General features: G+C 53.5%; 18 protein-coding genes. 13 read left to right on the top strand and 5 right to left on the bottom strand.

Annotation, left to right across the window (positions count from 1 at the left end):
• Nucleotides 1–2: 2 nt before the first annotated feature.
• The gene (mlaF, locus tag FDW87_RS05210; protein ID WP_016154683.1) at nucleotides 3–815 is read right to left on the bottom strand and encodes a phospholipid ABC transporter ATP-binding protein MlaF; all 813 of its coding nucleotides are present in this window, start codon (nucleotides 813–815) and stop codon (nucleotides 3–5) included.
• Nucleotides 816–1029: 214 nt separating this feature from the next.
• On the opposite strand from mlaF, the gene FDW87_RS05205 reads away from it, so the two are divergent.
• The 11 genes from FDW87_RS05205 (at nucleotide 1030) to npr (ending at nucleotide 8949) form a co-directional block, all read left to right on the top strand.
• Nucleotides 1030–2007: a calcium/sodium antiporter gene (locus FDW87_RS05205; protein WP_016157573.1), complete on the top strand. Its 978-nt coding sequence runs from the start codon at nucleotides 1030–1032 to the stop codon at nucleotides 2005–2007.
• 13 nt (nucleotides 2008–2020) lie between these two features.
• Nucleotides 2021–3007, top strand: a complete 987-nt coding sequence (kdsD, locus tag FDW87_RS05200) for an arabinose-5-phosphate isomerase KdsD (RefSeq protein ID WP_016154685.1) — start codon at nucleotides 2021–2023, stop codon at nucleotides 3005–3007.
• Nucleotides 3008–3027: 20 nt separating this feature from the next.
• The gene (gene kdsC / locus FDW87_RS05195; protein WP_016157574.1) at nucleotides 3028–3594 is read left to right on the top strand and encodes a 3-deoxy-manno-octulosonate-8-phosphatase KdsC; all 567 of its coding nucleotides are present in this window, start codon (nucleotides 3028–3030) and stop codon (nucleotides 3592–3594) included.
• Entirely contained in the window at nucleotides 3591–4166 is a 576-nt protein-coding gene (lptC, locus tag FDW87_RS05190) for an LPS export ABC transporter periplasmic protein LptC (protein WP_016154687.1), read from the top strand. The genes kdsC and lptC overlap by 4 nt, the downstream gene beginning before the upstream one ends.
• A complete protein-coding gene (gene lptA / locus FDW87_RS05185) occupies nucleotides 4135–4683 on the top strand; it encodes a lipopolysaccharide ABC transporter substrate-binding protein LptA (RefSeq protein ID WP_016154688.1) in 549 nt (182 codons plus the stop codon). The genes lptC and lptA overlap by 32 nt, the downstream gene beginning before the upstream one ends.
• 6 nt (nucleotides 4684–4689) lie before the next feature.
• Nucleotides 4690–5415 (top strand): LPS export ABC transporter ATP-binding protein, encoded by a 726-nt coding sequence (lptB, locus tag FDW87_RS05180; protein ID WP_003025073.1) that lies wholly within the window; start codon nucleotides 4690–4692, stop codon nucleotides 5413–5415.
• Between the two features lie 46 nt (nucleotides 5416–5461).
• Entirely contained in the window at nucleotides 5462–6895 is a 1434-nt protein-coding gene (gene rpoN, locus FDW87_RS05175; protein ID WP_016154689.1) for an RNA polymerase factor sigma-54, read from the top strand.
• A 22-nt stretch (nucleotides 6896–6917) separates the two neighbouring features.
• Nucleotides 6918–7205 carry a ribosome hibernation promoting factor gene (gene hpf / locus FDW87_RS05170; RefSeq protein WP_003025078.1) on the top strand — a complete coding sequence of 96 codons (288 nt, stop codon included), beginning with the start codon at nucleotides 6918–6920 and terminating at the stop codon, nucleotides 7203–7205.
• An 83-nt stretch (nucleotides 7206–7288) separates the two neighbouring features.
• Nucleotides 7289–7780 (top strand): PTS IIA-like nitrogen regulatory protein PtsN, encoded by a 492-nt coding sequence (ptsN, locus tag FDW87_RS05165; protein WP_016154690.1) that lies wholly within the window; start codon nucleotides 7289–7291, stop codon nucleotides 7778–7780.
• A gap of 45 nt (nucleotides 7781–7825) precedes the next feature.
• Complete coding sequence (gene rapZ / locus FDW87_RS05160) at nucleotides 7826–8680, top strand: RNase adapter RapZ (RefSeq protein ID WP_003025085.1); 855 nt, start codon at nucleotides 7826–7828, stop codon at nucleotides 8678–8680.
• Nucleotides 8677–8949 (top strand): PTS phosphocarrier protein NPr, encoded by a 273-nt coding sequence (npr, locus tag FDW87_RS05155; RefSeq protein WP_003828770.1) that lies wholly within the window; start codon nucleotides 8677–8679, stop codon nucleotides 8947–8949. Before rapZ ends, npr begins: the two co-directional genes overlap by 4 nt.
• An 86-nt stretch (nucleotides 8950–9035) precedes the next feature.
• Here npr and mtgA read toward each other — a convergent pair whose 3' ends face one another.
• From mtgA to FDW87_RS05135, 4 genes are all read right to left on the bottom strand, one after another.
• Nucleotides 9036–9755 (bottom strand): monofunctional biosynthetic peptidoglycan transglycosylase, encoded by a 720-nt coding sequence (gene mtgA / locus FDW87_RS05150; RefSeq protein WP_016157575.1) that lies wholly within the window; start codon nucleotides 9753–9755, stop codon nucleotides 9036–9038.
• Entirely contained in the window at nucleotides 9752–10405 is a 654-nt protein-coding gene (elbB, locus tag FDW87_RS05145) for an isoprenoid biosynthesis glyoxalase ElbB (RefSeq protein WP_016154692.1), read from the bottom strand. Before elbB ends, mtgA begins: the two co-directional genes overlap by 4 nt.
• Before the next feature lie 229 nt (nucleotides 10406–10634).
• A complete protein-coding gene (gene arcB / locus FDW87_RS05140; protein ID WP_016154693.1) occupies nucleotides 10635–12971 on the bottom strand; it encodes an aerobic respiration two-component sensor histidine kinase ArcB in 2337 nt (778 codons plus the stop codon).
• Nucleotides 12972–13138: 167 nt separating this feature from the next.
• Entirely contained in the window at nucleotides 13139–14068 is a 930-nt protein-coding gene (locus FDW87_RS05135) for a TIGR01212 family radical SAM protein (RefSeq protein ID WP_049040958.1), read from the bottom strand.
• Nucleotides 14069–14752: 684 nt separating this feature from the next.
• Here FDW87_RS05135 and gltB point away from each other — a divergent pair.
• Both gltB and FDW87_RS05125 read left to right on the top strand, forming a co-directional pair.
• Nucleotides 14753–19213: a glutamate synthase large subunit gene (gene gltB / locus FDW87_RS05130; protein WP_049040924.1), complete on the top strand. Its 4461-nt coding sequence runs from the start codon at nucleotides 14753–14755 to the stop codon at nucleotides 19211–19213.
• Between the two features lie 12 nt (nucleotides 19214–19225).
• Nucleotides 19226–20644, top strand: a complete 1419-nt coding sequence (locus FDW87_RS05125) for a glutamate synthase small subunit (RefSeq protein ID WP_137379507.1) — start codon at nucleotides 19226–19228, stop codon at nucleotides 20642–20644.
• Nucleotides 20645–20742 lie beyond the last annotated feature (98 nt).

Here is a 20742-nt window from a genome sequence, read left to right as displayed (position 1 = left end):
GCTTAACTCCCTGTTTTGAGTAAATCGATGTGGTAGTCGCCCGCCGGGTAACGGAACGGAACCGGTCCATCGGCAATGCCATCGAGGAACTGACGCACACGCGGATCGGCATTTTCTTGCAGCGCCTGAGCACTACCGTAGGCCACTATTTTTTTATCCGCCATAATATAGGCGTAATCCGCAATACTCAGCACTTCTGGCACATCATGGGAAACCACCACGCAGGTGACGCCCAGCGCGCTGTTCAGTTCAGAAATCAGCTTCACCAGCACGCCCATGGTGATGGGATCCTGGCCGACGAACGGCTCATCAAACATAATAAGGTCTGGCTCCAGCGCGATAGCACGTGCTAACGCGGCACGACGCGCCATCCCACCGGATAATTCAGAAGGCATTAATTTTGCCGCGCCCCGCAGGCCAACGGCCTCGAGCTTCATCATTACCGTGCTTTTCAGCAGCGGCGCAGGCAGCGTTGTATGCTCGCGCAACGGGTATGCAACGTTGTCAAACACATTCATATCAGTAAACAGCGCACCAGACTGGAATAGCATGCTCATGCGCTTACGCACGGTAAATAAACGCGAACGGGACATGGCCGGGACATTTTCGCCGTCAAACAGGATCTCGCCCTTATCGGGGGAGATTTGTCCGCCGATCAGACGCAACAGCGTCGTTTTGCCGATGCCTGATGGCCCCATGATCGCCGTCACCTTACCACGCGGCACCGTCAGGGAAATATTATCAAAGATGCAGCGGTCGCCTCGGGAAAAGCTGACATCGCGCATATCGATTAGATTCGCCACAGACTGACCCATTGATTCATCCTTTACTATTGCCTCGTTGATCGAAGAGCTTGGCGCTCAATTTAGCCCTGAACCCAACATATTTACAGATTATTACCTGTCCTGGTTAGCGAAAGCTGGCATTTGTTTTACTTTTTAGCCGCATAAAGTCAAAATTAAGAATTCGTGACGGCTTCCAGAAATCCTTCAAGTGGACCGGCGAGTATACCTGAAGAAAGGACTTTAGATGCTTTTAGCGACGGCGCTGTTAATAATTGGTTTACTTCTGGTGGTCTACGGTGCCGACCGACTGGTATTTGCCGCATCCATTTTATGTCGAAACTTCGGTATTCCCCCCATTATCATCGGGATGACCGTGGTCAGCATTGGTACATCGTTACCCGAGATAATTGTCTCCGTTGCCGCATCGATGAACGGGCAGCTTGATTTAGCCGTCGGTACCGCCATCGGCTCTAACATTACCAACATTCTGCTTATTTTAGGCCTGTCGGCGCTGATTCATCCTTTTACCGTGCATTCTGATGTTCTGCGTCGTGAATTACCGCTAATGTTGCTGGTAAGCATCTTAGCCGCATCGGTCCTGTATGACGGGCAATTGAGTCGCAGCGATGGTTTCTTTCTTCTGCTTCTGGCCGTGCTATGGCTGTTATTCATTGTTAAAATCGCCCGTCTGGCTGAGCGACAAGGTAACGACAGCCTGACCCGCGAGCAGATCGCGGAACTGCCGCGCGAAGGCGGGTTACCGGTCGCGTTTTTGTGGTTGGGTATTGCGCTAATTATTATGCCAATGGCAACGCGTATGGTGGTAGATAACGCAACCGTACTGGCGAACTACTTCGCCATGAGCGAACTCACCATCGGGCTGACGGTTGTCGCCATTGGTACCAGCCTGCCGGAGCTGGCAACGGCAATTGCGGGTCTGCGTAAAGGCGAAAACGATATTGCCGTCGGCAACATCATCGGCGCGAACATTTTTAATATTGTTATCGTCCTCGGACTGCCGGCGCTGATTACGCCGGGGGAAGTTAATCCGATGGCCTTCAGCCGTGACTATAGCGTCATGCTGCTGGTGAGCGTAATTTTTGCACTACTCTGCTGGCGACGTCCGCGCCAGATTGGTCGCGGCGCGGGTGCGCTGCTGACCGGCGGTTTTATCATATGGCTGGCGATGCTGTATTGGTTATCGCCACTTCTCGTTGGATAACTGGAAACGCATTATGTCGCACTTAGAGTTGCAACCGGGTTTTGACTTTCAGCAAGCAGGCAAGGAAGTCCTGGCAATTGAACGTGAAGGCCTGGCGGAGCTTGATCAGTACATCAACCAAAATTTTACTCTCGCCTGCGAGAAAATATTCAGCTGCCCGGGCAAAGTTGTGGTGATGGGGATGGGGAAATCCGGACACATCGGGCGGAAAATGGCGGCCACATTTGCCAGCACCGGCACCCCCTCATTTTTCGTGCATCCAGGCGAAGCCGCACATGGCGATCTGGGCATGGTCTCGCCGCAGGATGTAGTCATCGCCATCTCTAACTCCGGTGAATCCAATGAGATAGCGGCGTTAATCCCGGTGTTAAAACGTCTTCATGTACCGCTTATCTGCATGACCGGTCGTCCGGAAAGCAGCATGGCGCGTGCGGCAGATGTGCATCTGTGTGTTAAAGTGCCTAAGGAAGCTTGCCCGTTAGGCCTGGCGCCGACCAGCAGCACGACCGCAACGCTGGTGATGGGCGATGCGCTAGCCGTGGCATTATTAAAAGCGCGTGGCTTTACCGCGGAAGATTTTGCGTTATCTCATCCCGGTGGCGCACTAGGCCGTAAGCTTTTACTGCGCGTTAACGATATTATGCATACGGGCGATGAGATCCCGCATGTGACTAAAAGCGCCAGCCTGCGTGACGCCTTACTTGAGATCACGCGTAAAAATCTCGGCATGACCGTCATTTGCGATGATGACATGAAGATTGACGGTATTTTCACCGATGGCGATTTACGTCGCGTCTTCGATATGGGCGTTGATGTTCGCCAGTTAGGCATTGCCGATGTGATGACCCCTGGCGGCATTCGCGTGCGTCCGGGCATTCTTGCCGTCGATGCCCTGAATTTAATGCAGTCCCGCCATATCACCTCGGTAATGGTTGCTGATGGCGACCGGTTACTTGGTGTGTTACATATGCATGATCTGCTGCGTGCAGGTGTAGTGTAAGAAACTCAAGGATAAAGAAAATGAGTAAAGCAGGTGCGTCGCTTGCGACCTGTTATGGACCCGTCAGCACAGACGTTATCACCCGGGCAGAGAACATCCGTTTGCTGATCCTGGATGTGGATGGCGTACTGTCTGATGGTCTGATTTATATGGGCAACAACGGTGAAGAGCTAAAGGCTTTTAACGTCCGCGATGGTTACGGAATTCGCTGTGCGCTCACTTCCGGTATCGAGGTTGCCATTATTACCGGACGAAAGGCTAAACTTGTAGAAGATCGCTGTGCCACATTGGGGATCATGCATTTGTATCAGGGGCAGTCAGACAAACTGGTCGCCTTTAACGATCTCCTTAGCAAACTGGCGATCGCTCCTGAAAATGTTGCGTACGTTGGCGATGATCTGATCGACTGGCCGGTGATGGCACAAGTGGGATTAAGCGTGGCGGTGGCGGATGCTCATCCTTTGCTGATCCCGCGGGCCGATTATGTCACCCGCATCGATGGGGGACGCGGCGCGGTACGTGAAGTCTGCGATTTATTACTCCTGGCGCAGGGCAAACTGGACGAGGCCAAAGGGCAATCGATATGAGCAAAACCAGACGTTGGGTTATCATTCTACTGTCGCTGGCTGTCCTTGTGATGATTGGTATTAATCTGGCAGACAAAGACGACACCGCTGAGGTCGTCGTAAATAACAACGAGCCAACCTATAAGAGCGAACATACTGATACCGTTGTGTATAGTCCCGAAGGCGCACTGAGCTATCACTTGATCGCGCAAAACGTTGAATATTATTCGGAACAAGCGGTTTCGTGGTTTACTCAACCGGTATTAACCACATTTGATAAGGATAAAGTACCGACCTGGACGATCAAGGCTGATAAAGCCAAATTGACCAACGATCGGATGCTATATCTGTACGGCCATGTTGAGGTCAACGCCCTGGTGCCCGACTCTCAACTACGCAGAATTACGACCGATAACGCACAGATTAACCTGGTGACACAAGACGTCACTTCCGATGATCTCGTCACGTTATATGGCACAACATTTAACTCCAGCGGACTGAAGATGCGCGGCAACTTACGCAGCAAGAACGCCGAGCTGATTGAAAAGGTTAGAACCTCATATGAAATCCAAAACAAACAAACTCAGCCTTAATCTTGTGCTTGCCAGCGCACTTCTGGCCGCCAGCATCCCGGCATTCGCCGTCACCGGCGATACCGAGCAGCCGATTCACATTGAGTCGGACCAGCAGTCTCTTGATATGCAAGGCAACGTGGTGACCTTTACTGGCAACGTGATTGTGACTCAGGGCACCATCAAAATTAACGCCGATAAAGTCGTCGTAACCCGCCCTGGCGGTGAAGACGGTAAAGAAGTCATTGATGGCTACGGTAATCCTGCAACCTTTTACCAGATGCAGGACAACGGTAAACCGGTTAAAGGCCACGCCTCACACATGCATTATGAACTGGCGAAAGACTTCGTCGTTCTCACCGGTAAGGCTTACCTGGAACAGCTCGATAGCAACATCACGGGCGATAAGATCACCTATCTGGTGAAAGAGCAGAAAATGCAGGCCTTCAGCGATAAAGGCAAACGCGTCACCACCGTTCTGGTACCGTCGCAGTTGCAGGACAAAAACAAGGCTCCGGCAGAGAAAAAAGGTAACTGATTCGTTATGGCAACATTAACTGCAAAGAACCTTGCAAAAGCCTATAAGGGCCGCCGTGTGGTGGAAGATGTCAGTCTGACCGTCAACTCCGGGGAGATCGTCGGTCTGCTCGGTCCTAACGGTGCGGGCAAGACAACGACCTTTTACATGGTGGTCGGCATTGTCCCACGTGATGCGGGCAACATTATCATTGATGACGAAGACATCAGCCTGCTGCCTCTGCATGCGCGCGCGCGTCGCGGCATCGGCTACTTGCCGCAGGAAGCGTCTATTTTCCGTCGCCTGAGCGTGTTTGATAACCTGATGGCGGTGCTGCAAATTCGTGACGATCTTACCAGCGAGCAGCGGGAAGATCGCGCCAACGAGCTGATGGAAGAGTTCCACATCGAACACCTGCGTGACAGCATGGGACAGTCGCTCTCCGGTGGTGAACGACGCCGCGTGGAGATCGCCCGCGCACTGGCCGCGAATCCGAAATTTATCCTGCTGGATGAACCGTTTGCCGGTGTTGACCCGATTTCCGTTATTGATATCAAACGGATCATCGAACATCTGCGCGACAGCGGGCTTGGGGTGCTGATTACCGACCATAACGTTCGCGAAACGCTGGCAGTGTGTGAGCGCGCCTACATCGTGAGTCAGGGCCACCTGATCGCGCATGGCACGCCAACAGAAATACTGCAGGATGAGCACGTTAAACGCGTATACCTTGGGGAAGACTTCAGACTCTGATAGGGTAGAAGACTTCACGTCACCGCAGGAGAGAACAACTCTGAACATGAAGCAAGGTTTGCAACTCAGGCTTAGCCAACAACTGGCGATGACGCCTCAGCTACAACAGGCTATCCGTCTGTTGCAGCTGTCCACGCTGGAACTTCAGCAAGAACTTCAGCAAGCGCTGGAAAGTAACCCACTGCTCGAGCAAACCGATCTTCACGACGAAATTGATACCCAGGAAAAACAGGACAGCGAATCCCTCGACACCGCAGATGCTCTCGAACAAAAAGAGATGCCAGAGGAGCTGCCACTTGACGCCAGTTGGGATGAAATTTACACCGCCGGTACGCCTTCTGGCACCAGCGGGGATTACATCGACGACGAACTGCCTGTGTATCAGGGTGAGACCACGCAATCGCTGCAGGATTACCTGATGTGGCAAGTGGAGCTGACCCCGTTCTCGGATACCGATCGCGCAATTGCGACATCCATTGTTGATGCGGTAGACGAAACCGGTTATCTCACCGTAACCCTGGACGATATTCTCGAAAGCATGGGCGATGACGACGTCGGCATGGACGAAATCGAAGCCGTGCTTAAACGCATTCAGCGTTTTGATCCCGTGGGCGTGGCGGCCAAAGATCTCCGCGACTGCTTATTGATCCAACTTTCACAGTTTGATAAAGCCACGCCGTGGCTGGAAGAAGCGCGCCTGATCATCAGCGATCACCTCGATCTGTTAGCCAACCATGACTTCCGCACGCTGATGCGCGTAACCCGGCTGAAAGAAGATGTGCTGAAAGAAGCCGTCAATCTTATTCAGTCCCTGGACCCCAGACCTGGGCAGTCTATCCAGACCGGGGAGCCAGAATACGTTATTCCGGATGTACTGGTGCGTAAGCATAACGATCGCTGGGTGGTCGAACTCAACGGCGACAGCATTCCACGGTTGCAGATTAACCAGCACTACGCCGCCATGTGCAACAGCGCGCGCAACGACGCTGACAGCCAGTTTATTCGTAGCAATCTGCAGGATGCAAAGTGGCTGATTAAAAGCCTGGAAAGTCGCAATGATACGCTGCTGCGCGTCAGTCGCTGTATCGTTGAACAGCAGCAAGCCTTCTTTGATCAAGGCGAAGAGTTTATGAAACCGATGGTGCTGGCGGATATCGCCCAGGCCGTCGAGATGCACGAATCGACCATTTCCCGAGTGACCACGCAAAAGTATCTGCACAGTCCGCGCGGCATTTTTGAATTGAAGTATTTCTTTTCCAGTCACGTTAACACTGAAGGCGGAGGCGAAGCCTCATCCACAGCTATCCGTGCACTGGTGAAGAAATTAATTGCTGCGGAAAACCCCGCGAAACCGCTGAGTGACAGCAAGTTAACCTCTATGCTGTCAGAACAGGGTATCATGGTGGCACGCCGCACTGTTGCGAAGTACCGAGAGTCTTTATCCATTCCGCCGTCGAACCAGCGCAAACAGCTGGTCTGACCCAACCGATAAGGAAGACACTATGCAGCTCAACATCACTGGAAACAACGTCGAAATCACTGAAGCCTTACGCGATTTTGTTAATACAAAATTCGCCAAGCTAGAACAATATTTCGACCGGATTAATCAGGTCTATATTGTGTTGAAAGTGGAGAAGGTGACACATATCTCGGATGCAACACTGCATGTGAACGGTGGCGAAATTCATGCCAGCGCGGAAGGTCAGGATATGTACGCCGCCATTGACGGTTTAATTGATAAACTGGCTCGGCAGTTAACAAAACATAAAGATAAACTGAAACAGCACTAACTTGTCCGGGCAGTTAGCGGGTGCAGGACGGCCTGTTGTGTAGCACAACGGGCCATTTGTACAGTTAGCGCTTAGGTGAAATTATGACAAATAACGATACGACTCTACAACTGAGCAATGTTCTTAACCAGGAATGTACACGCGCTGGCGTTCACTGCCAAAGCAAGAAACGCGCGCTGGAAATCATCAGCGAACTGGCGGCAAAACAGCTCAGCTTGCCCTCTCAGGTGGTATTTGAAGCCATTCTGACGCGTGAAAAAATGGGCAGTACCGGCATCGGTAATGGAATTGCTATCCCGCACGGAAAGCTGGAAGAAGACACGATGCGCGCAGTTGGCGTGTTTGTGCAACTTGAAACGCCAATTGCTTTCGACGCCATTGATAATCAACCCGTCGATCTGCTTTTCGCCCTGCTGGTTCCGGCAGACCAAACCAAGACGCATTTGCATACGTTGTCGCTGGTCGCCAAACGTCTGGCCGATAAAACCATCTGCCGCCGCCTGCGCGCAGCACAGAGTGACCAGGAGTTGTATCAAATCATCACGGACACCGAAGGTGGACTGGATGAAGCATAACAACCCAATGGCATCCTTTTTTGTCGTTGTGAGGAGAAACAGTACATGGTACTGATGATCGTCAGCGGTCGTTCGGGGTCAGGAAAATCTGTCGCCCTGCGAGCGCTGGAAGATATGGGTTTTTACTGCGTGGATAACCTTCCCGTAGTGCTGTTGCCCGATCTGGCTCGTACTCTGGCCGATCGCCAGATTTCTGCGGCCGTCAGCATTGATGTGCGCAACATGCCTGAGTCCCCAGAGATTTTCGAGCAGGCAATGAACAATCTGCCTGAAGGCTTCTCACCACAGTTGCTGTTCCTTGACGCCGATCGTAACACCCTGATTCGCCGCTACAGCGACACGCGTCGTCTGCATCCTCTTTCCAGCAAGAACTTATCTCTGGAGAGCGCTATCGATAAGGAAAGCGATTTGCTGGAGCCGCTGCGCTCTCGTGCTGACCTGATCGTGGATACCTCCGAAATGTCCGTGCACGAACTGGCGGAAATGTTGCGTACTCGCCTGCTAGGCAAGCGTGAACGCGAGTTGACGATGGTATTCGAATCCTTTGGTTTCAAACACGGTATCCCAATTGACGCGGATTACGTCTTTGACGTGCGCTTCCTGCCTAACCCGCACTGGGATCCGAAGCTGCGCCCGATGACCGGTCTTGACCGCCCCGTTGCCGCCTTCCTTGACAGGCACACAGAAGTACACAATTTTATCTACCAGACTCGCAGCTATCTTGAGCTATGGTTACCCATGCTGGAGACCAACAACCGCAGCTACCTCACCGTAGCTATCGGCTGTACCGGCGGGAAACACCGTTCGGTGTATATTGCAGAGCAGCTGGCAGACTACTTCCGCTCACGCGGTAAAAACGTACAGTCACGCCATCGTACGCTGGAAAAACGTAAATCATGACCGTGAAGCAAACTGTTGAAATCACGAATAAGCTGGGTATGCATGCTCGCCCAGCCATGAAACTGTTTGAATTGATGCAGGGTTTTGAAGCAGAAGTTTTGCTGCGTAATGATGAAGGAACGGAAGCCGAGGCAAACAGTGTTATCGCTCTGCTGATGCTGGATTCCGCCAAAGGGCGTCAGATAGAAGTTGAAGCCACGGGTCCACAGGAAGTGGAAGCCCTGGCAGCGGTGATTGCCCTGTTTAATTCAGGATTTGATGAAGATTAGTCGAGTACCTGAAGCGCTGCGCTCATCAGGCCTACACGGCAACGTCACACTCCCGTAGGCCGGATCCGTATCCGGCAATAAACCCGTTAATACAGCTTATTTTCCCGCATAAACGACTCACCGCCTAGCTGGCGCATTTGGCGCATAATCCACGCCTGACGGCTACGTACATAACCAGAAGGCGCATTCGCTTTAAAACGCAAAGGATTGGGTAATACCGCCGCCAGCAAGGCCGCTTCAGACAGACTCAGCCGACTGGCTGGCTTATGGAAATAGCGCTGCGCCGCTGCCTCCACGCCGAAAACCCCATCACCAAACTCAGCAATATTCAGGTAAACGGTCAGAATACGCTTCTTGCTCCAGACGGTTTCCATACCCAGCGTTAGCCCGGCTTCGAGACCTTTACGCACCCAGCTACGTCCATCCCACAGAAAGAGGTTTTTTGCCGTCTGTTGCGATAACGTCGACGCCCCGCGAATACGGTTTTCATTACGTTCGTTGTGCGCCAGCGCTTTCTCTATGGCGGAAACATCGAATCCCCAGTGCTCGGGAAACTTCTGGTCCTCCGCGGCGATCACCGCCAGTCCCATCCACGGTGAGATCTCATCCATGCTCACCCAGTCTGAGTGCGCCACATAACCGAAATCACCGGACAGCCATGCGCTCAGTTGCCGCTCGACCATCACGGCAGAGAAAGGGACTGGCATCACGCTGAAAAGTGCGATGCCCCCGCCCCAGAATACGGCGAGGACAACGACCGCCCGCAGAAAGATACGTCGCAGAAAGGCGGTAACTCCTTTTCTCATTCAGCCAGCACCAGCACACGTGATACCAGTTTATCGATACCACTCGCGGCCTGAGCGATATCCTGCGCCAGCATATAGGCGGGAGTAGTGACGATTTTGTTGTCTTCATCAACGACAATGTCATCAACCGGACAAGGCACATGCTCAGCGCCCATCTCTTCCAGCACCTCTGCCGTATCAATATCAGTACCGATGGTCAGACGCAGCGGAAAGTCAAAAATTTTAGGTAACATGGCAGGCGCAATGCACATAAATCCCAGCGGCTTACCCGCCTGATGCATAGCCACCGCCAGCGCAGCTAAGTCGCTATCAACCCGGCACTCACTGCCCTGGCTGGCAAAATTGCTCAGATTTTTGGCCGCGCCAAACCCGCCTGGCACGATCAACGCATCCAGTTCCGTTGAGACTGCCTGAGCAAGTGGGCGAATATCACCGCGTGTTATACGGGCGGCTTCAATCAGCACATTACGCGTTTCCTGCATCGGCTCGCCGGTCAGATGATTAATCACATCCGCTTGTTGTTTATCCGGTGCGAAACAGACGGCCTGAGCGCCGTTGCGGGCAATCGCCAGAAGCGTGAGAACAGTTTCATGGATCTCTGCGCCGTCATACACGCCGCATCCGCTGAGCACTACACCCACTTTTTTCATCGTGATACTCCTTTCTCAACTGGCTGAAACATATTAGTTATTATGATTTAAATGCTACGCTTCACACATTTAACTGATTCATGTAACAAATTATTTAAGATTTGCTATCTTAACTGCGTGCGGCCTGAAAATTAGGGCTGCGCCCTTGTAAACAATGATAATAATTTACGGCGCAGCCACGATTTCCCTGGTGTTGGCGCAGTATTCGCGCACCCCGGTCAAGCCGGGGTCATTTTTTTTCCACGCTCGCCACCCAGGCCTTCAATACCGCCACGTCGTGCTGCCACTCCTGCTTCATCTCTTCAATCCATTCAGCAACATTATCTTCCCAGGCTGGAAGATCTGGCGACTGGATTTGCTGACCTAACTGTTGCAGGTGGCGCAGCCCCACGGAACCTGCCGCGCCTTTAATTTTATGGCCTTCCTCAACAACGCCTTTTTTATCCCGTGCGGTCAGATTGGACTCCAGCACGCTCAAATATCCCGGCATCATCTTCTCAAACACCGCCAGCCCGTCGGTTATTAACTTCGGTCCCACCAGCTCGAGGTATTGTTCCAACATAGGAATATCTAACAGCGCTTGCGATTTACTGCTCTCTTCAGATGTCACAGTGCTCTCCTCTTTGTTTCGGGTATCCCAGTATTTTTTGATCATGGCGGTTAACGCCGGAACCGACAGCGGCTTACTCAGCACGTCGTCCATTCCCGCGTCCAGATACTCTTTTTTATCTTTCAGAACGTTGGCGGTAAGCGCAACCAGCGGCGGCAGGTCCTCACGGGCGTATTTTTGCGTCAGCTCGCGCGAGATATCCAGACCGGTCATATCCGGTAGCTGAATATCCAGCAGCACCAGGTCATATTCGCCCGGCGTGAACATTTCCAGCGCGGCTTTCCCGGTCATGGCGACATCCACGCTGTTGCCCAGTTTTTCCAGCACTGAACGCGCGACAATAACGTTCAGTTCGATATCTTCCACCAGCAGCACATTCAGGGCTGGCAGCGGCATGTCGTCGTCTTCAAAGGCGTCTTCAATCTCTTCCGCTACCGCAGGCGCATGCACGGTCAGCGTAAAGATGGAGCCTTTGCCAGCCTGGCTGGAGACCGTAATATCACCGCCCATGTTTTTCGCCAGACGCTTCGATACGGCCAGTCCAATCCCGGTTCCCGTTGCCGGTTTGCCGCCATTGCTGTCCTTCACCTGATAATACATGGCGAAGATTTTATCTTGCTCATCCTGCGGAATACCGATCCCGGAATCTTCAACTTCGAAATGCAGTATATTCCCCTGGTCATAGCGCGCCCGCACGGTTACCTGCCCCTGCTGGGTAAACTTCACGGCGTTGCTGATCAGATTCCACAGAATCTGGCGCAAACGCGTGCCGTCGGTAATGACCTTATGCGGCAGTGGTAACGTCGGCTCAAGTACAAAACGCAGCCCTTTTTGCTGCGCCTGCAGGCCAGAGAGGTTTTCCAGATCCGCCATAAAGCTGGTGAAATCGATCGGCTGGTTATCGAGCTGAACTTTACGTCGCTCCATTTTATCCATGTCGATAATATCGTTGAAAATATTCCCCAGCGTCACGGCAGAGACGTGGATTGTTTTCAGGTATTTTTCCTGCTCAGCGGTCAGATCCGTATCCAGCAGGATCCGGCTTAAGCCGACAATGCCGTTAAGCGGGGTGCGCAGTTCGTGGCTGATGGTAGAAATGAAGGTGGTCTTATCGCGGCTGGCGCGCTCTAACGCATCCTGATAACGCTTACGCTCGGTAATATCGCGCCCAAACCCCATCAGACCATGCCGCTTACCTACGCGGTCATAGTAAGGTACTTTGCGAATTTCAAAGCAGGCTTTGCGCCCGTCAGGATAGTCCAGCCACTGTTCGTAGGTGAGCGAGACGTTATGACGGAACACCTTCTCGTCGGTTTCAATGACCTTTTCTGCCGCCTCAGGGGAGTAAACATCAGCCGGTTTTAAATTCACCAACTGCTTTTCGCTCTTGCCGGTCAGCAGTTCCATGGCACGGTTACAGCCGGAAAATTCTTTATCTTCATTACGATAAAAAACCAGATCCGGCGAGGCATCAAGGAAAGAGCGTAAAAAGGAAGACTGCTGCTCAAGCTGAATCTGCGCTTCTTCGCGCTCTTTGATTTCAACCTTCAACTGCTCGAACGTATCCTGGCGCTCCGCTTCGGCTTTTTCGCGCTCAACAATTTCCTGATTAAGCTGGGCAATATTATCTTTTAACTGCACATTGAGCTTGAGATCGCGCTCGCGCATCTCTTCCAGCTTTTGTACCAGTCGTGACAAGCGTTGCCGGGACTCTTCCAGTTGCTCCACCACCACTGACAGAAAATAGACGGCCCAGGGGGTAATCAACAGACCAAAAAAGATAGAGCGGATAACATCAATGCTTTCTACCTGGCCATGCAGCACCATGGTGACAGCCATCTGCACCACAATCGCCAACACGACCAGCGCCAGCGCCAATAACAGCGAAAAGCGCACCAGACCCAATTTCATCATCAGGTCGACGTAATATTGCGCCAGCATACGGATTTGCTTCATAGAGGGTTCCTTCACGACAACTTGGCACAATAATACTCAATTCTCAGCGTGACGTTGAAGATTGTGCAAGAAATGCGGAGGTTATCGGTGAAATGACCGAGGAGAGATTCAACGTGGGCCTGATAAGCGTAGCGTCATCAGGCAAGCAGGCGCAGATTGCCGGATGGTTAGCTCCCAGGCTGAATCCACGGAGTGCCAAGCGCAGAGCCTTGAACACCATGAGCATTGAGATAGCGATCCAGTTCGACCATCCCGGTCCAGCGGTTTTCACACCATAGCGGAGCCAACAGCATTGGGCGACGCGCGCTGGCAGAGATTCGATGATAAATCACCTCTGGCGGCGTATGGCGGATCATCTCCCCGGCGGTAACCGTGTAGTCGTCCAGTTCAATTCCGTTCAGCCGTCCAGCTTCCCAGGCCTTTGCCATCGTACTGCCTTTCACAATATGCAGCGGATGCAGCTTAATACCGTCAACGCCCGTCTCCACCACTCGTTCCATGGTTTGCAGACAGTCTGCCTGTCCTTCTCCCGGCAGACCAACAATCAGGTGTGAGCACACTTTCAGCCCGCGCTCGCGCGCCAGCCGCGTAGTGTTCTGATAGCAGGCAAAATCATGGCCGCGGTTAATCCGGTGCAGAGTTTTGTCATGCGCGGTTTGCAGACCGAGCTCCAGCCATACCTCATAGCCGAGGTCTTTATACTCACAAAGCAGATCGAGTACCGCATCCGGCACGCAGTCGGGGCGCGTCCCAACGCATAACCCGACGATGTTGGCCTGGCTGACCGCCTGTTGATACATCGAACGCAGCACCTGTACTTCCGCAAAGGTGCTGGTATAAGCCTGGAAATAGGCCAGATAGCGTCTGGCGCGATTGACCAACTGCGCCTGATGCTCAAGCTGCTCGGCAATTGAATGGTGCTGCTGTGCTTCATCGGCAAACGAGGCGACATTACAGAAAGTACATCCGCCGCGTCCGATGGTGCCATCACGGTTTGGACAGCTAAAGCCGCCGTGCAGCGTGAGTTTATGAACCTTTTGCCCATAACGGCGAGAAAGATCCCCACCAAACATATTGACTAATTTCTGTAACTGCATAATCTGGTAGACCGCGCCTTGAAAAGAGGCCAAAGCCTGCCATTTTTTGCCCCAGTCGGCGATGACCTGGATCAATCGCCCTGGCGAGCCTTTATTTATTGCATAACAAATCAAAATAATCGAAATTCCATTCACTCAAAATATAATTACTTTTCCTTATATCCAGCTGTTTTTTTTATCTTCTTATACTCTCCGCGTAAAAACAGTATCTTTAAGACGCCAAAACTCTAAAAACCAGCATAAAATGCCAAGTATATCGATAAACAAAGGGAGGACGAGAGATATCCGGCCTCTCTTACAGTGAGACAGATCACACTTCCCAGGGCATCCTCCTCAGGTTATATCAATGTATAAAACCCTTTTATTTCAATATTTTCATAAAGTTAATTGCCCAATAGCACATTTTTGCATAAATAAGATTGCCATTTGACCTGTGTGTGGATTCCCGATAACTTGGAAATCCGCTGGAAGCTTTCTGGATGAGCAGTCTGCTCATCATATTTATGCAGTAATTGAGATTCCCTCTGAAGCAAGTCCTCAAACTTGTTTGACCTGTGCGAAAAGGATAAAGAGGGCGAATGCGAGGTAAGCGTATGACACGCAAACCCCGTCGCCATGCTCTTGGTGTGCCCGTGCGCAACGGTCCAGATGGGAATCCCGCAGAGCCTGGGGAGGTTCACTGATATGTTGTACGATAAATCCCTTGAGAGGGATAACTGTGGTTTCGGCCTGATCGCCCACATAGAAGGCGAACCTAGCCACAAGGTAGTGCGTACCGCCATACACGCACTGGCCCGCATGCAGCACCGTGGCGCAATTCTTGCCGATGGAAAAACCGGCGATGGTTGCGGCCTGCTGTTACAAAAACCTGACCGCTTTTTCCGCATCGTAGCGCAAGAGCGCGGCTGGCGTTTAGCCAAAAACTACGCCGTCGGCATGATCTTTTTAAATAAAGACGCTGAGCTGGCAGCGGCTTCTCGTCGCATTGTAGAAGAAGAATTACAGCAGGAGACCCTGTCGATTGTCGGCTGGCGCGACGTGCCGACTAACGAAGGTGTTCTCGGTGAAATTGCGCTCTCCTCCCTGCCTCGTATCGAGCAAATTTTTGTTAATGCCCCTGCGGGCTGGCGTCCGCGTGATATGGAGCGTCGCCTGTTCATCGCGCGCCGTCGTATCGAAAAACGCCTCCAGGAAGATAAAGACTTCTACGTCTGTAGCTTGTCGAACCTGGTCAATATCTATAAAGGTCTGTGTATGCCGGCGGATCTGCCGCGCTTTTACCTGGACCTGGCGGACCTGCGTCTGGAATCGGCCATCTGCCTGTTCCACCAGCGCTTCTCCACCAACACCGTACCACGCTGGCCGCTGGCGCAACCGTTTCGCTACCTGGCGCACAATGGTGAAATCAACACCATCACCGGCAACCGCCAGTGGGCGCGCGCTCGTACCTATAAATTCCAGACGCCGCTGATCCCTGATCTGCACGACGCCGCACCGTTCGTTAACGAAACCGGCTCCGACTCCAGCTCAATGGATAACATGCTGGAACTGCTGCTGGCTGGTGGGATGGATATCATCCGCGCCATGCGTCTACTGGTGCCGCCGGCCTGGCAGAATAACCCGGATATGGACCCGGAGCTGCGCGCGTTCTTCGACTTTAACTCCATGCACATGGAGCCGTGGGATGGTCCGGCGGGTATCGTTATGTCCGACGGTCGCTTTGCCGCCTGTAACCTTGACCGCAACGGCCTGCGTCCGGCGCGCTACGTCATCACCAAAGACAAGCTGATTACCTGCGCTTCTGAAGTCGGGATCTGGGATTATCAGCCGGATGAAGTGGTTGAGAAAGGTCGCGTCGGCCCTGGGGAGTTGATGGTTATCGATACCCGTAGCGGGCGCATTCTGCATTCAGCTGAAACCGATGACGATCTGAAAAGCCGCCACCCCTACAAAGAGTGGATGGAGAAGAACGTCCGCCGTCTGGTGCCTTTCGAAGACCTGGCTGACGATCAGGTCGGCAGCCGTGAACTGGACGATGACACCCTCGCCAGCTACCAGAAACAGTTTAACTACAGCGCTGAAGAGCTGGATTCCGTTATCCGCGTGCTCGGTGAAAATGGTCAGGAAGCGGTCGGTTCAATGGGTGATGATACCCCGTTTGCCGTGCTCTCCAGCCAGCCGCGCATCATTTATGACTACTTCCGCCAGCAGTTTGCCCAGGTCACCAACCCGCCGATCGACCCGCTGCGTGAAGCGCACGTCATGTCGCTGGCCACCAGCATCGGTCGTGAGATGAACGTCTTCTGCGAAGCCGAAGGTCAGGCGCACCGTCTGAGCTTTAAGTCGCCGATCCTGCTGTACTCCGATTTCACCCAGCTCACCACCATGAAAGAGGAGCATTATCGCGCTGACCGACTGGATATCACCTTCGACGTGACTGAAACCACGCTCGAAGAGACCGTCAAAGCATTGTGCGATAAGGCTGAACAGATGGTGCGTAACGGCACGGTGCTGCTGGTGCTCTCTGACCGTAATATCGCAAAAAACCGCTTGCCGGTTCCGGCACCGATGGCCGTTGGCGCAGTACAAACACGTCTGGTAGAACAAAGCCTGCGTTGCGATGCCAACATCATCGTTGAAACCGCCAGCGCCCGTGACCCGCACCATTTTGCCGTTCTGCTCGGTTTTGGCGCGACGGCCATTTATCCGTATCTGGCGTATGAAACGCTGGGACGTCTGATCGACACTCAAGCGATTGCCAAAGATTACCGGACCGTGATGCTGAACTACCGTAACGGCATCAACAAGGGTCTGTACAAAATCATGTCCAAAATGGGCATCTCGACCATCGCCTCTTACCGCTGCTCGAAGCTGTTTGAAGCCGTTGGTCTGCACGATGATGTTGTGGCTTTATGCTTCCAGGGCGTGGTCAGTCGCATCAGCGGCGCGGGTTTTACCGACTTCCAGCAGGATCTGCTGAACCTCTCCAAACATGCCTGGCTGGCGCGTAAGCCTATCAGCCAGGGCGGTTTGCTGAAGTACGTCCACGGCGGCGAATACCACGCCTACAACCCGGACGTGGTGCGCACGCTGCAACAGGCAGTACAAAGCGGCGAGTACAGCGACTATCAGGAATATGCAAAGCTGGTCAATGAGCGTCCGGCGGCCACGCTGCGCGATCTGCTGGCGATTACACCTGGCGATGAAGCCGTAAGCATTAGCGAAGTAGAACCCGCAACCGAACTGTTTAAACGCTTTGATACCGCAGCGATGTCTATCGGGGCATTAAGCCCGGAAGCACACGAGGCGCTGGCCGAAGCCATGAACAGCATCGGCGGTAACTCGAACTCCGGTGAAGGCGGCGAAGATCCGGCGCGCTACGGCACTAACAAGGTGTCGCGCATTAAGCAGGTGGCTTCCGGTCGCTTTGGCGTAACCCCAGCGTACCTGGTCAATGCTGATGTCATTCAGATTAAAGTCGCTCAAGGCGCGAAGCCGGGCGAAGGCGGTCAGTTACCGGGTGATAAAGTCACCCCGTACATCGCCAAACTGCGTTATTCGGTGCCGGGCGTGACGCTGATCTCCCCGCCGCCGCACCACGATATCTACTCTATCGAGGACTTAGCGCAGCTGATTTTCGACCTGAAACAGGTTAACCCGAAAGCGATGATCTCGGTGAAGCTGGTTTCCGAACCGGGCGTCGGCACTATTGCGACCGGCGTGGCGAAAGCCTATGCGGATCTGATTACCATTGCCGGTTACGACGGCGGTACCGGGGCAAGCCCACTCTCCTCGGTAAAATACGCGGGCTGCCCGTGGGAGCTGGGGCTGGTGGAAACTCAGCAGGCGCTGGTGGCTAACGGTCTGCGTCACAAGATCCGTCTGCAGGTCGATGGCGGTCTGAAAACCGGCGTCGATATCATTAAAGCGGCAATTTTGGGTGCAGAAAGCTTCGGTTTCGGCACCGGCCCCATGGTCGCGCTGGGCTGTAAATACCTGCGTATTTGCCATCTGAACAACTGCGCAACCGGCGTGGCAACTCAGGATGACAAACTGCGTAAGAACCACTATCACGGCCTGCCGTTCAAAGTGACTAACTACTTTGAATTTATCGCCCGCGAAACCCGCGAGCTGATGGCGCAACTGGGCGTGAAACGTCTGGTGGATCTGATTGGTCGTACCGACCTGCTCAAAGAGCTGGAAGGGTTTACCGCCAAGCAGCAGAAGCTGGAGCTGTCTCGTCTGCTGGAAACCGCTGAACCGCATCCAGGTAAAGCGCTGCATTGCACTGAAAACAATCCGCCGTTTGATAACGGCGTGCTGAACGCCCAGCTGTTACAGCAGGCGAAACCGTTTGTCGATGAGCGCCAGAGCAAAACCTTCTGGTTCGATATCCGCAACACCGACCGTTCCGTCGGCGCATCGCTGTCGGGCTATATCGCTCAGACGCATGGCGATCAGGGGCTGGCATCTGACCCGATTAAAGCGCACTTCAGCGGTACCGCAGGCCAGAGCTTCGGCGTGTGGAACGCGGGCGGCGTGGAGCTGTATCTGACCGGCGATGCCAACGACTATGTCGGTAAAGGCATGGCGGGCGGCCTGCTGGCAGTGCGTCCTCCGGTTGGCTCTGCTTTCCGTAGCCATGAGGCGAGCATCATTGGTAACACCTGCCTGTATGGTGCTACCGGTGGCCGCCTGTTTGCTGCGGGTCGTGCGGGTGAGCGTTTTGCGGTGCGTAACTCCGGCGCTATTACCGTGGTTGAAGGTATTGGCGACAACGGCTGTGAATATATGACCGGCGGCATCGTGTGTATTCTCGGCAAAACCGGCGTCAACTTCGGTGCAGGCATGACCGGCGGATTCGCCTACGTGCTCGACGAAGACGGTGAATTCCGCAAACGCGTGAACCCGGAACTGGTAGAAGTACTGAGCGTGGACTCGCTGGCTATTCATGAGGAACACCTGCGCGGTCTGATTACCGAGCATGTACAACATACCGGTTCTTCACACGGCGAAGAGATCCTGGCGAACTGGCCAGCATTCTCGGCGAAATTCGCGCTGGTAAAACCGAAATCCAGTGATGTGAAAGCACTGTTGGGTCACCGTAGTCGTAGCGCAGCAGAGCTGCGTGTGCAGGCGCAGTAAGGGGTAGCAGCAATGAGTCAGAACGTATACCAATTTATCGACCTGCAGCGCGTTGATCCACCGAAGAAACCGCTGAAGATCCGTAAGATCGAATTTATCGAGATCTACGAGCCGTTTTCCGAAGGCCAGGCCAAAGCACAGGCTGATCGCTGTCTTTCCTGCGGCAACCCGTACTGCGAGTGGAAGTGCCCGGTACATAACTACATTCCGAACTGGCTTAAGCTGGCGAATGAGGGACGTATTTTTGAAGCGGCAGAACTGTCGCACCAGACTAACACTCTGCCGGAAGTCTGTGGCCGAGTGTGCCCGCAGGATCGTCTTTGTGAAGGATCCTGCACGCTAAACGATGAGTTCGGTGCGGTGACTATCGGCAACATCGAGCGCTATATCAACGATAAAGCGTTCGAGATGGGCTGGCGTCCGGATATGACTGGCGTTCGCCAGACGGACAAGCGCGTGGCGATCATCGGTGCAGGTCCGGCGGGCCTGGCCTGTGCTGATGTGCTGACCCGCAACGGCGTGAAGGCGGTGGTATTTGACCGCCACCCGGAAATCGGCGGTCTGCTGACCTTCGGGATCCCGGCATTCAAGCTGGAGAAAGAGGTCATGACCCGTCGCCGTGAAATCTTCACCGGTATGGGCATTGAGTTCAAACTAAACGTGGAAGTGGGCCGCGACGTGCAGCTCAACGATCTGCTGAAGGATTACGATGCCATGTTCCTTGGCGTAGGTACCTATCAGTCGATGCGCGGTGGGCTGGAAAACGAAGACGCTCCCGGCGTATTTGATGCCCTGCCGTTCCTGATCGCCAATACCAAACAGTTGATGGGATTTGGCGAAAGCAGTGACGAGCCGTACATCAGTATGGAAGGCAAACGCGTCGTTGTTCTCGGCGGTGGCGATACCGCGATGGACTGCGTGCGGACCTCGGTTCGCCAGAACGCGGCACACGTAATCTGCGCCTATCGCCGCGACGAAGAGAACATGCCGGGTTCCAAACGCGAGGTGAAAAACGCGCGTGAAGAAGGCGTCGAGTTCCAGTTCAACGTCCAGCCTTTAGGCGTGGAAGTGAATGCCAACGGTAAAGTGTGCGGCGTGAAAATGGCGCGCACCGAAATGGGCGAACCGGATGCGAAGGGGCGTCGCCGCGCGGAGATCGTCGCCGGTTCCGAGCACGTTGTTCCAGCTGATGCGGTGGTACTGGCGTTTGGCTTCCGCCCGCACAGTATGGAGTGGCTGAAAGAGCACAGCGTCGAGCTGGATTCTCAGGGCCGTATTATTGCTCCGGAACGCAGCGATAACGCCTTCCAGACCAGCAACCCAAAAATCTTCGCTGGTGGCGACATCGTGCGTGGTTCGGATCTTGTAGTCACCGCGATTGCCGAAGGTCGTAAAGCGGCAGACGGTATCCTGAACTACCTGGAAGTGTAAGTAAGCGTCCTCTGGCATCTCATCTTCAAACGCTGATGAGATGCCAGATTCCTCGCAATACCCCTGCCCCCTCCCCTCTATCAACACCGTGAAAGAGA

The organism is Citrobacter sp. wls826 (genome assembly GCF_005281245.1).
Taxonomy (GTDB): domain Bacteria; phylum Pseudomonadota; class Gammaproteobacteria; order Enterobacterales; family Enterobacteriaceae; genus Citrobacter; species Citrobacter braakii.
Note: the sequence above shows the minus strand (reverse complement) of the source record. Positions and strands in the feature narration are given on the sequence as shown.

What these genes read in the sequence shown, in the direction of transcription:
- FDW87_RS05125 (WP_137379507.1), top strand. Translation starts at nt 19,226, where the DNA reads ATGAGTCAGAACGTATACCAATTTATCGACCTGCAGCGCGTTGATCCA.
- mtgA (WP_016157575.1), bottom strand. Translation starts at nt 9,755, where the DNA reads ATGAGAAAAGGAGTTACCGCCTTTCTGCGACGTATCTTTCTGCGGGCG.
- rapZ (WP_003025085.1), top strand. Translation starts at nt 7,826, where the DNA reads ATGGTACTGATGATCGTCAGCGGTCGTTCGGGGTCAGGAAAATCTGTC.
- lptC (WP_016154687.1), top strand. Translation starts at nt 3,591, where the DNA reads ATGAGCAAAACCAGACGTTGGGTTATCATTCTACTGTCGCTGGCTGTC.
- kdsD (WP_016154685.1), top strand. Translation starts at nt 2,021, where the DNA reads ATGTCGCACTTAGAGTTGCAACCGGGTTTTGACTTTCAGCAAGCAGGC.
- mlaF (WP_016154683.1), bottom strand. Translation starts at nt 815, where the DNA reads ATGGGTCAGTCTGTGGCGAATCTAATCGATATGCGCGATGTCAGCTTT.
- rpoN (WP_016154689.1), top strand. Translation starts at nt 5,462, where the DNA reads ATGAAGCAAGGTTTGCAACTCAGGCTTAGCCAACAACTGGCGATGACG.
- ptsN (WP_016154690.1), top strand. Translation starts at nt 7,289, where the DNA reads ATGACAAATAACGATACGACTCTACAACTGAGCAATGTTCTTAACCAG.
- gltB (WP_049040924.1), top strand. Translation starts at nt 14,753, where the DNA reads ATGTTGTACGATAAATCCCTTGAGAGGGATAACTGTGGTTTCGGCCTG.
- FDW87_RS05135 (WP_049040958.1), bottom strand. Translation starts at nt 14,068, where the DNA reads ATGCAGTTACAGAAATTAGTCAATATGTTTGGTGGGGATCTTTCTCGC.
- lptA (WP_016154688.1), top strand. Translation starts at nt 4,135, where the DNA reads ATGAAATCCAAAACAAACAAACTCAGCCTTAATCTTGTGCTTGCCAGC.
- elbB (WP_016154692.1), bottom strand. Translation starts at nt 10,405, where the DNA reads ATGAAAAAAGTGGGTGTAGTGCTCAGCGGATGCGGCGTGTATGACGGC.
- kdsC (WP_016157574.1), top strand. Translation starts at nt 3,028, where the DNA reads ATGAGTAAAGCAGGTGCGTCGCTTGCGACCTGTTATGGACCCGTCAGC.
- FDW87_RS05205 (WP_016157573.1), top strand. Translation starts at nt 1,030, where the DNA reads ATGCTTTTAGCGACGGCGCTGTTAATAATTGGTTTACTTCTGGTGGTC.
- lptB (WP_003025073.1), top strand. Translation starts at nt 4,690, where the DNA reads ATGGCAACATTAACTGCAAAGAACCTTGCAAAAGCCTATAAGGGCCGC.
- hpf (WP_003025078.1), top strand. Translation starts at nt 6,918, where the DNA reads ATGCAGCTCAACATCACTGGAAACAACGTCGAAATCACTGAAGCCTTA.
- arcB (WP_016154693.1), bottom strand. Translation starts at nt 12,971, where the DNA reads ATGAAGCAAATCCGTATGCTGGCGCAATATTACGTCGACCTGATGATG.
- npr (WP_003828770.1), top strand. Translation starts at nt 8,677, where the DNA reads ATGACCGTGAAGCAAACTGTTGAAATCACGAATAAGCTGGGTATGCAT.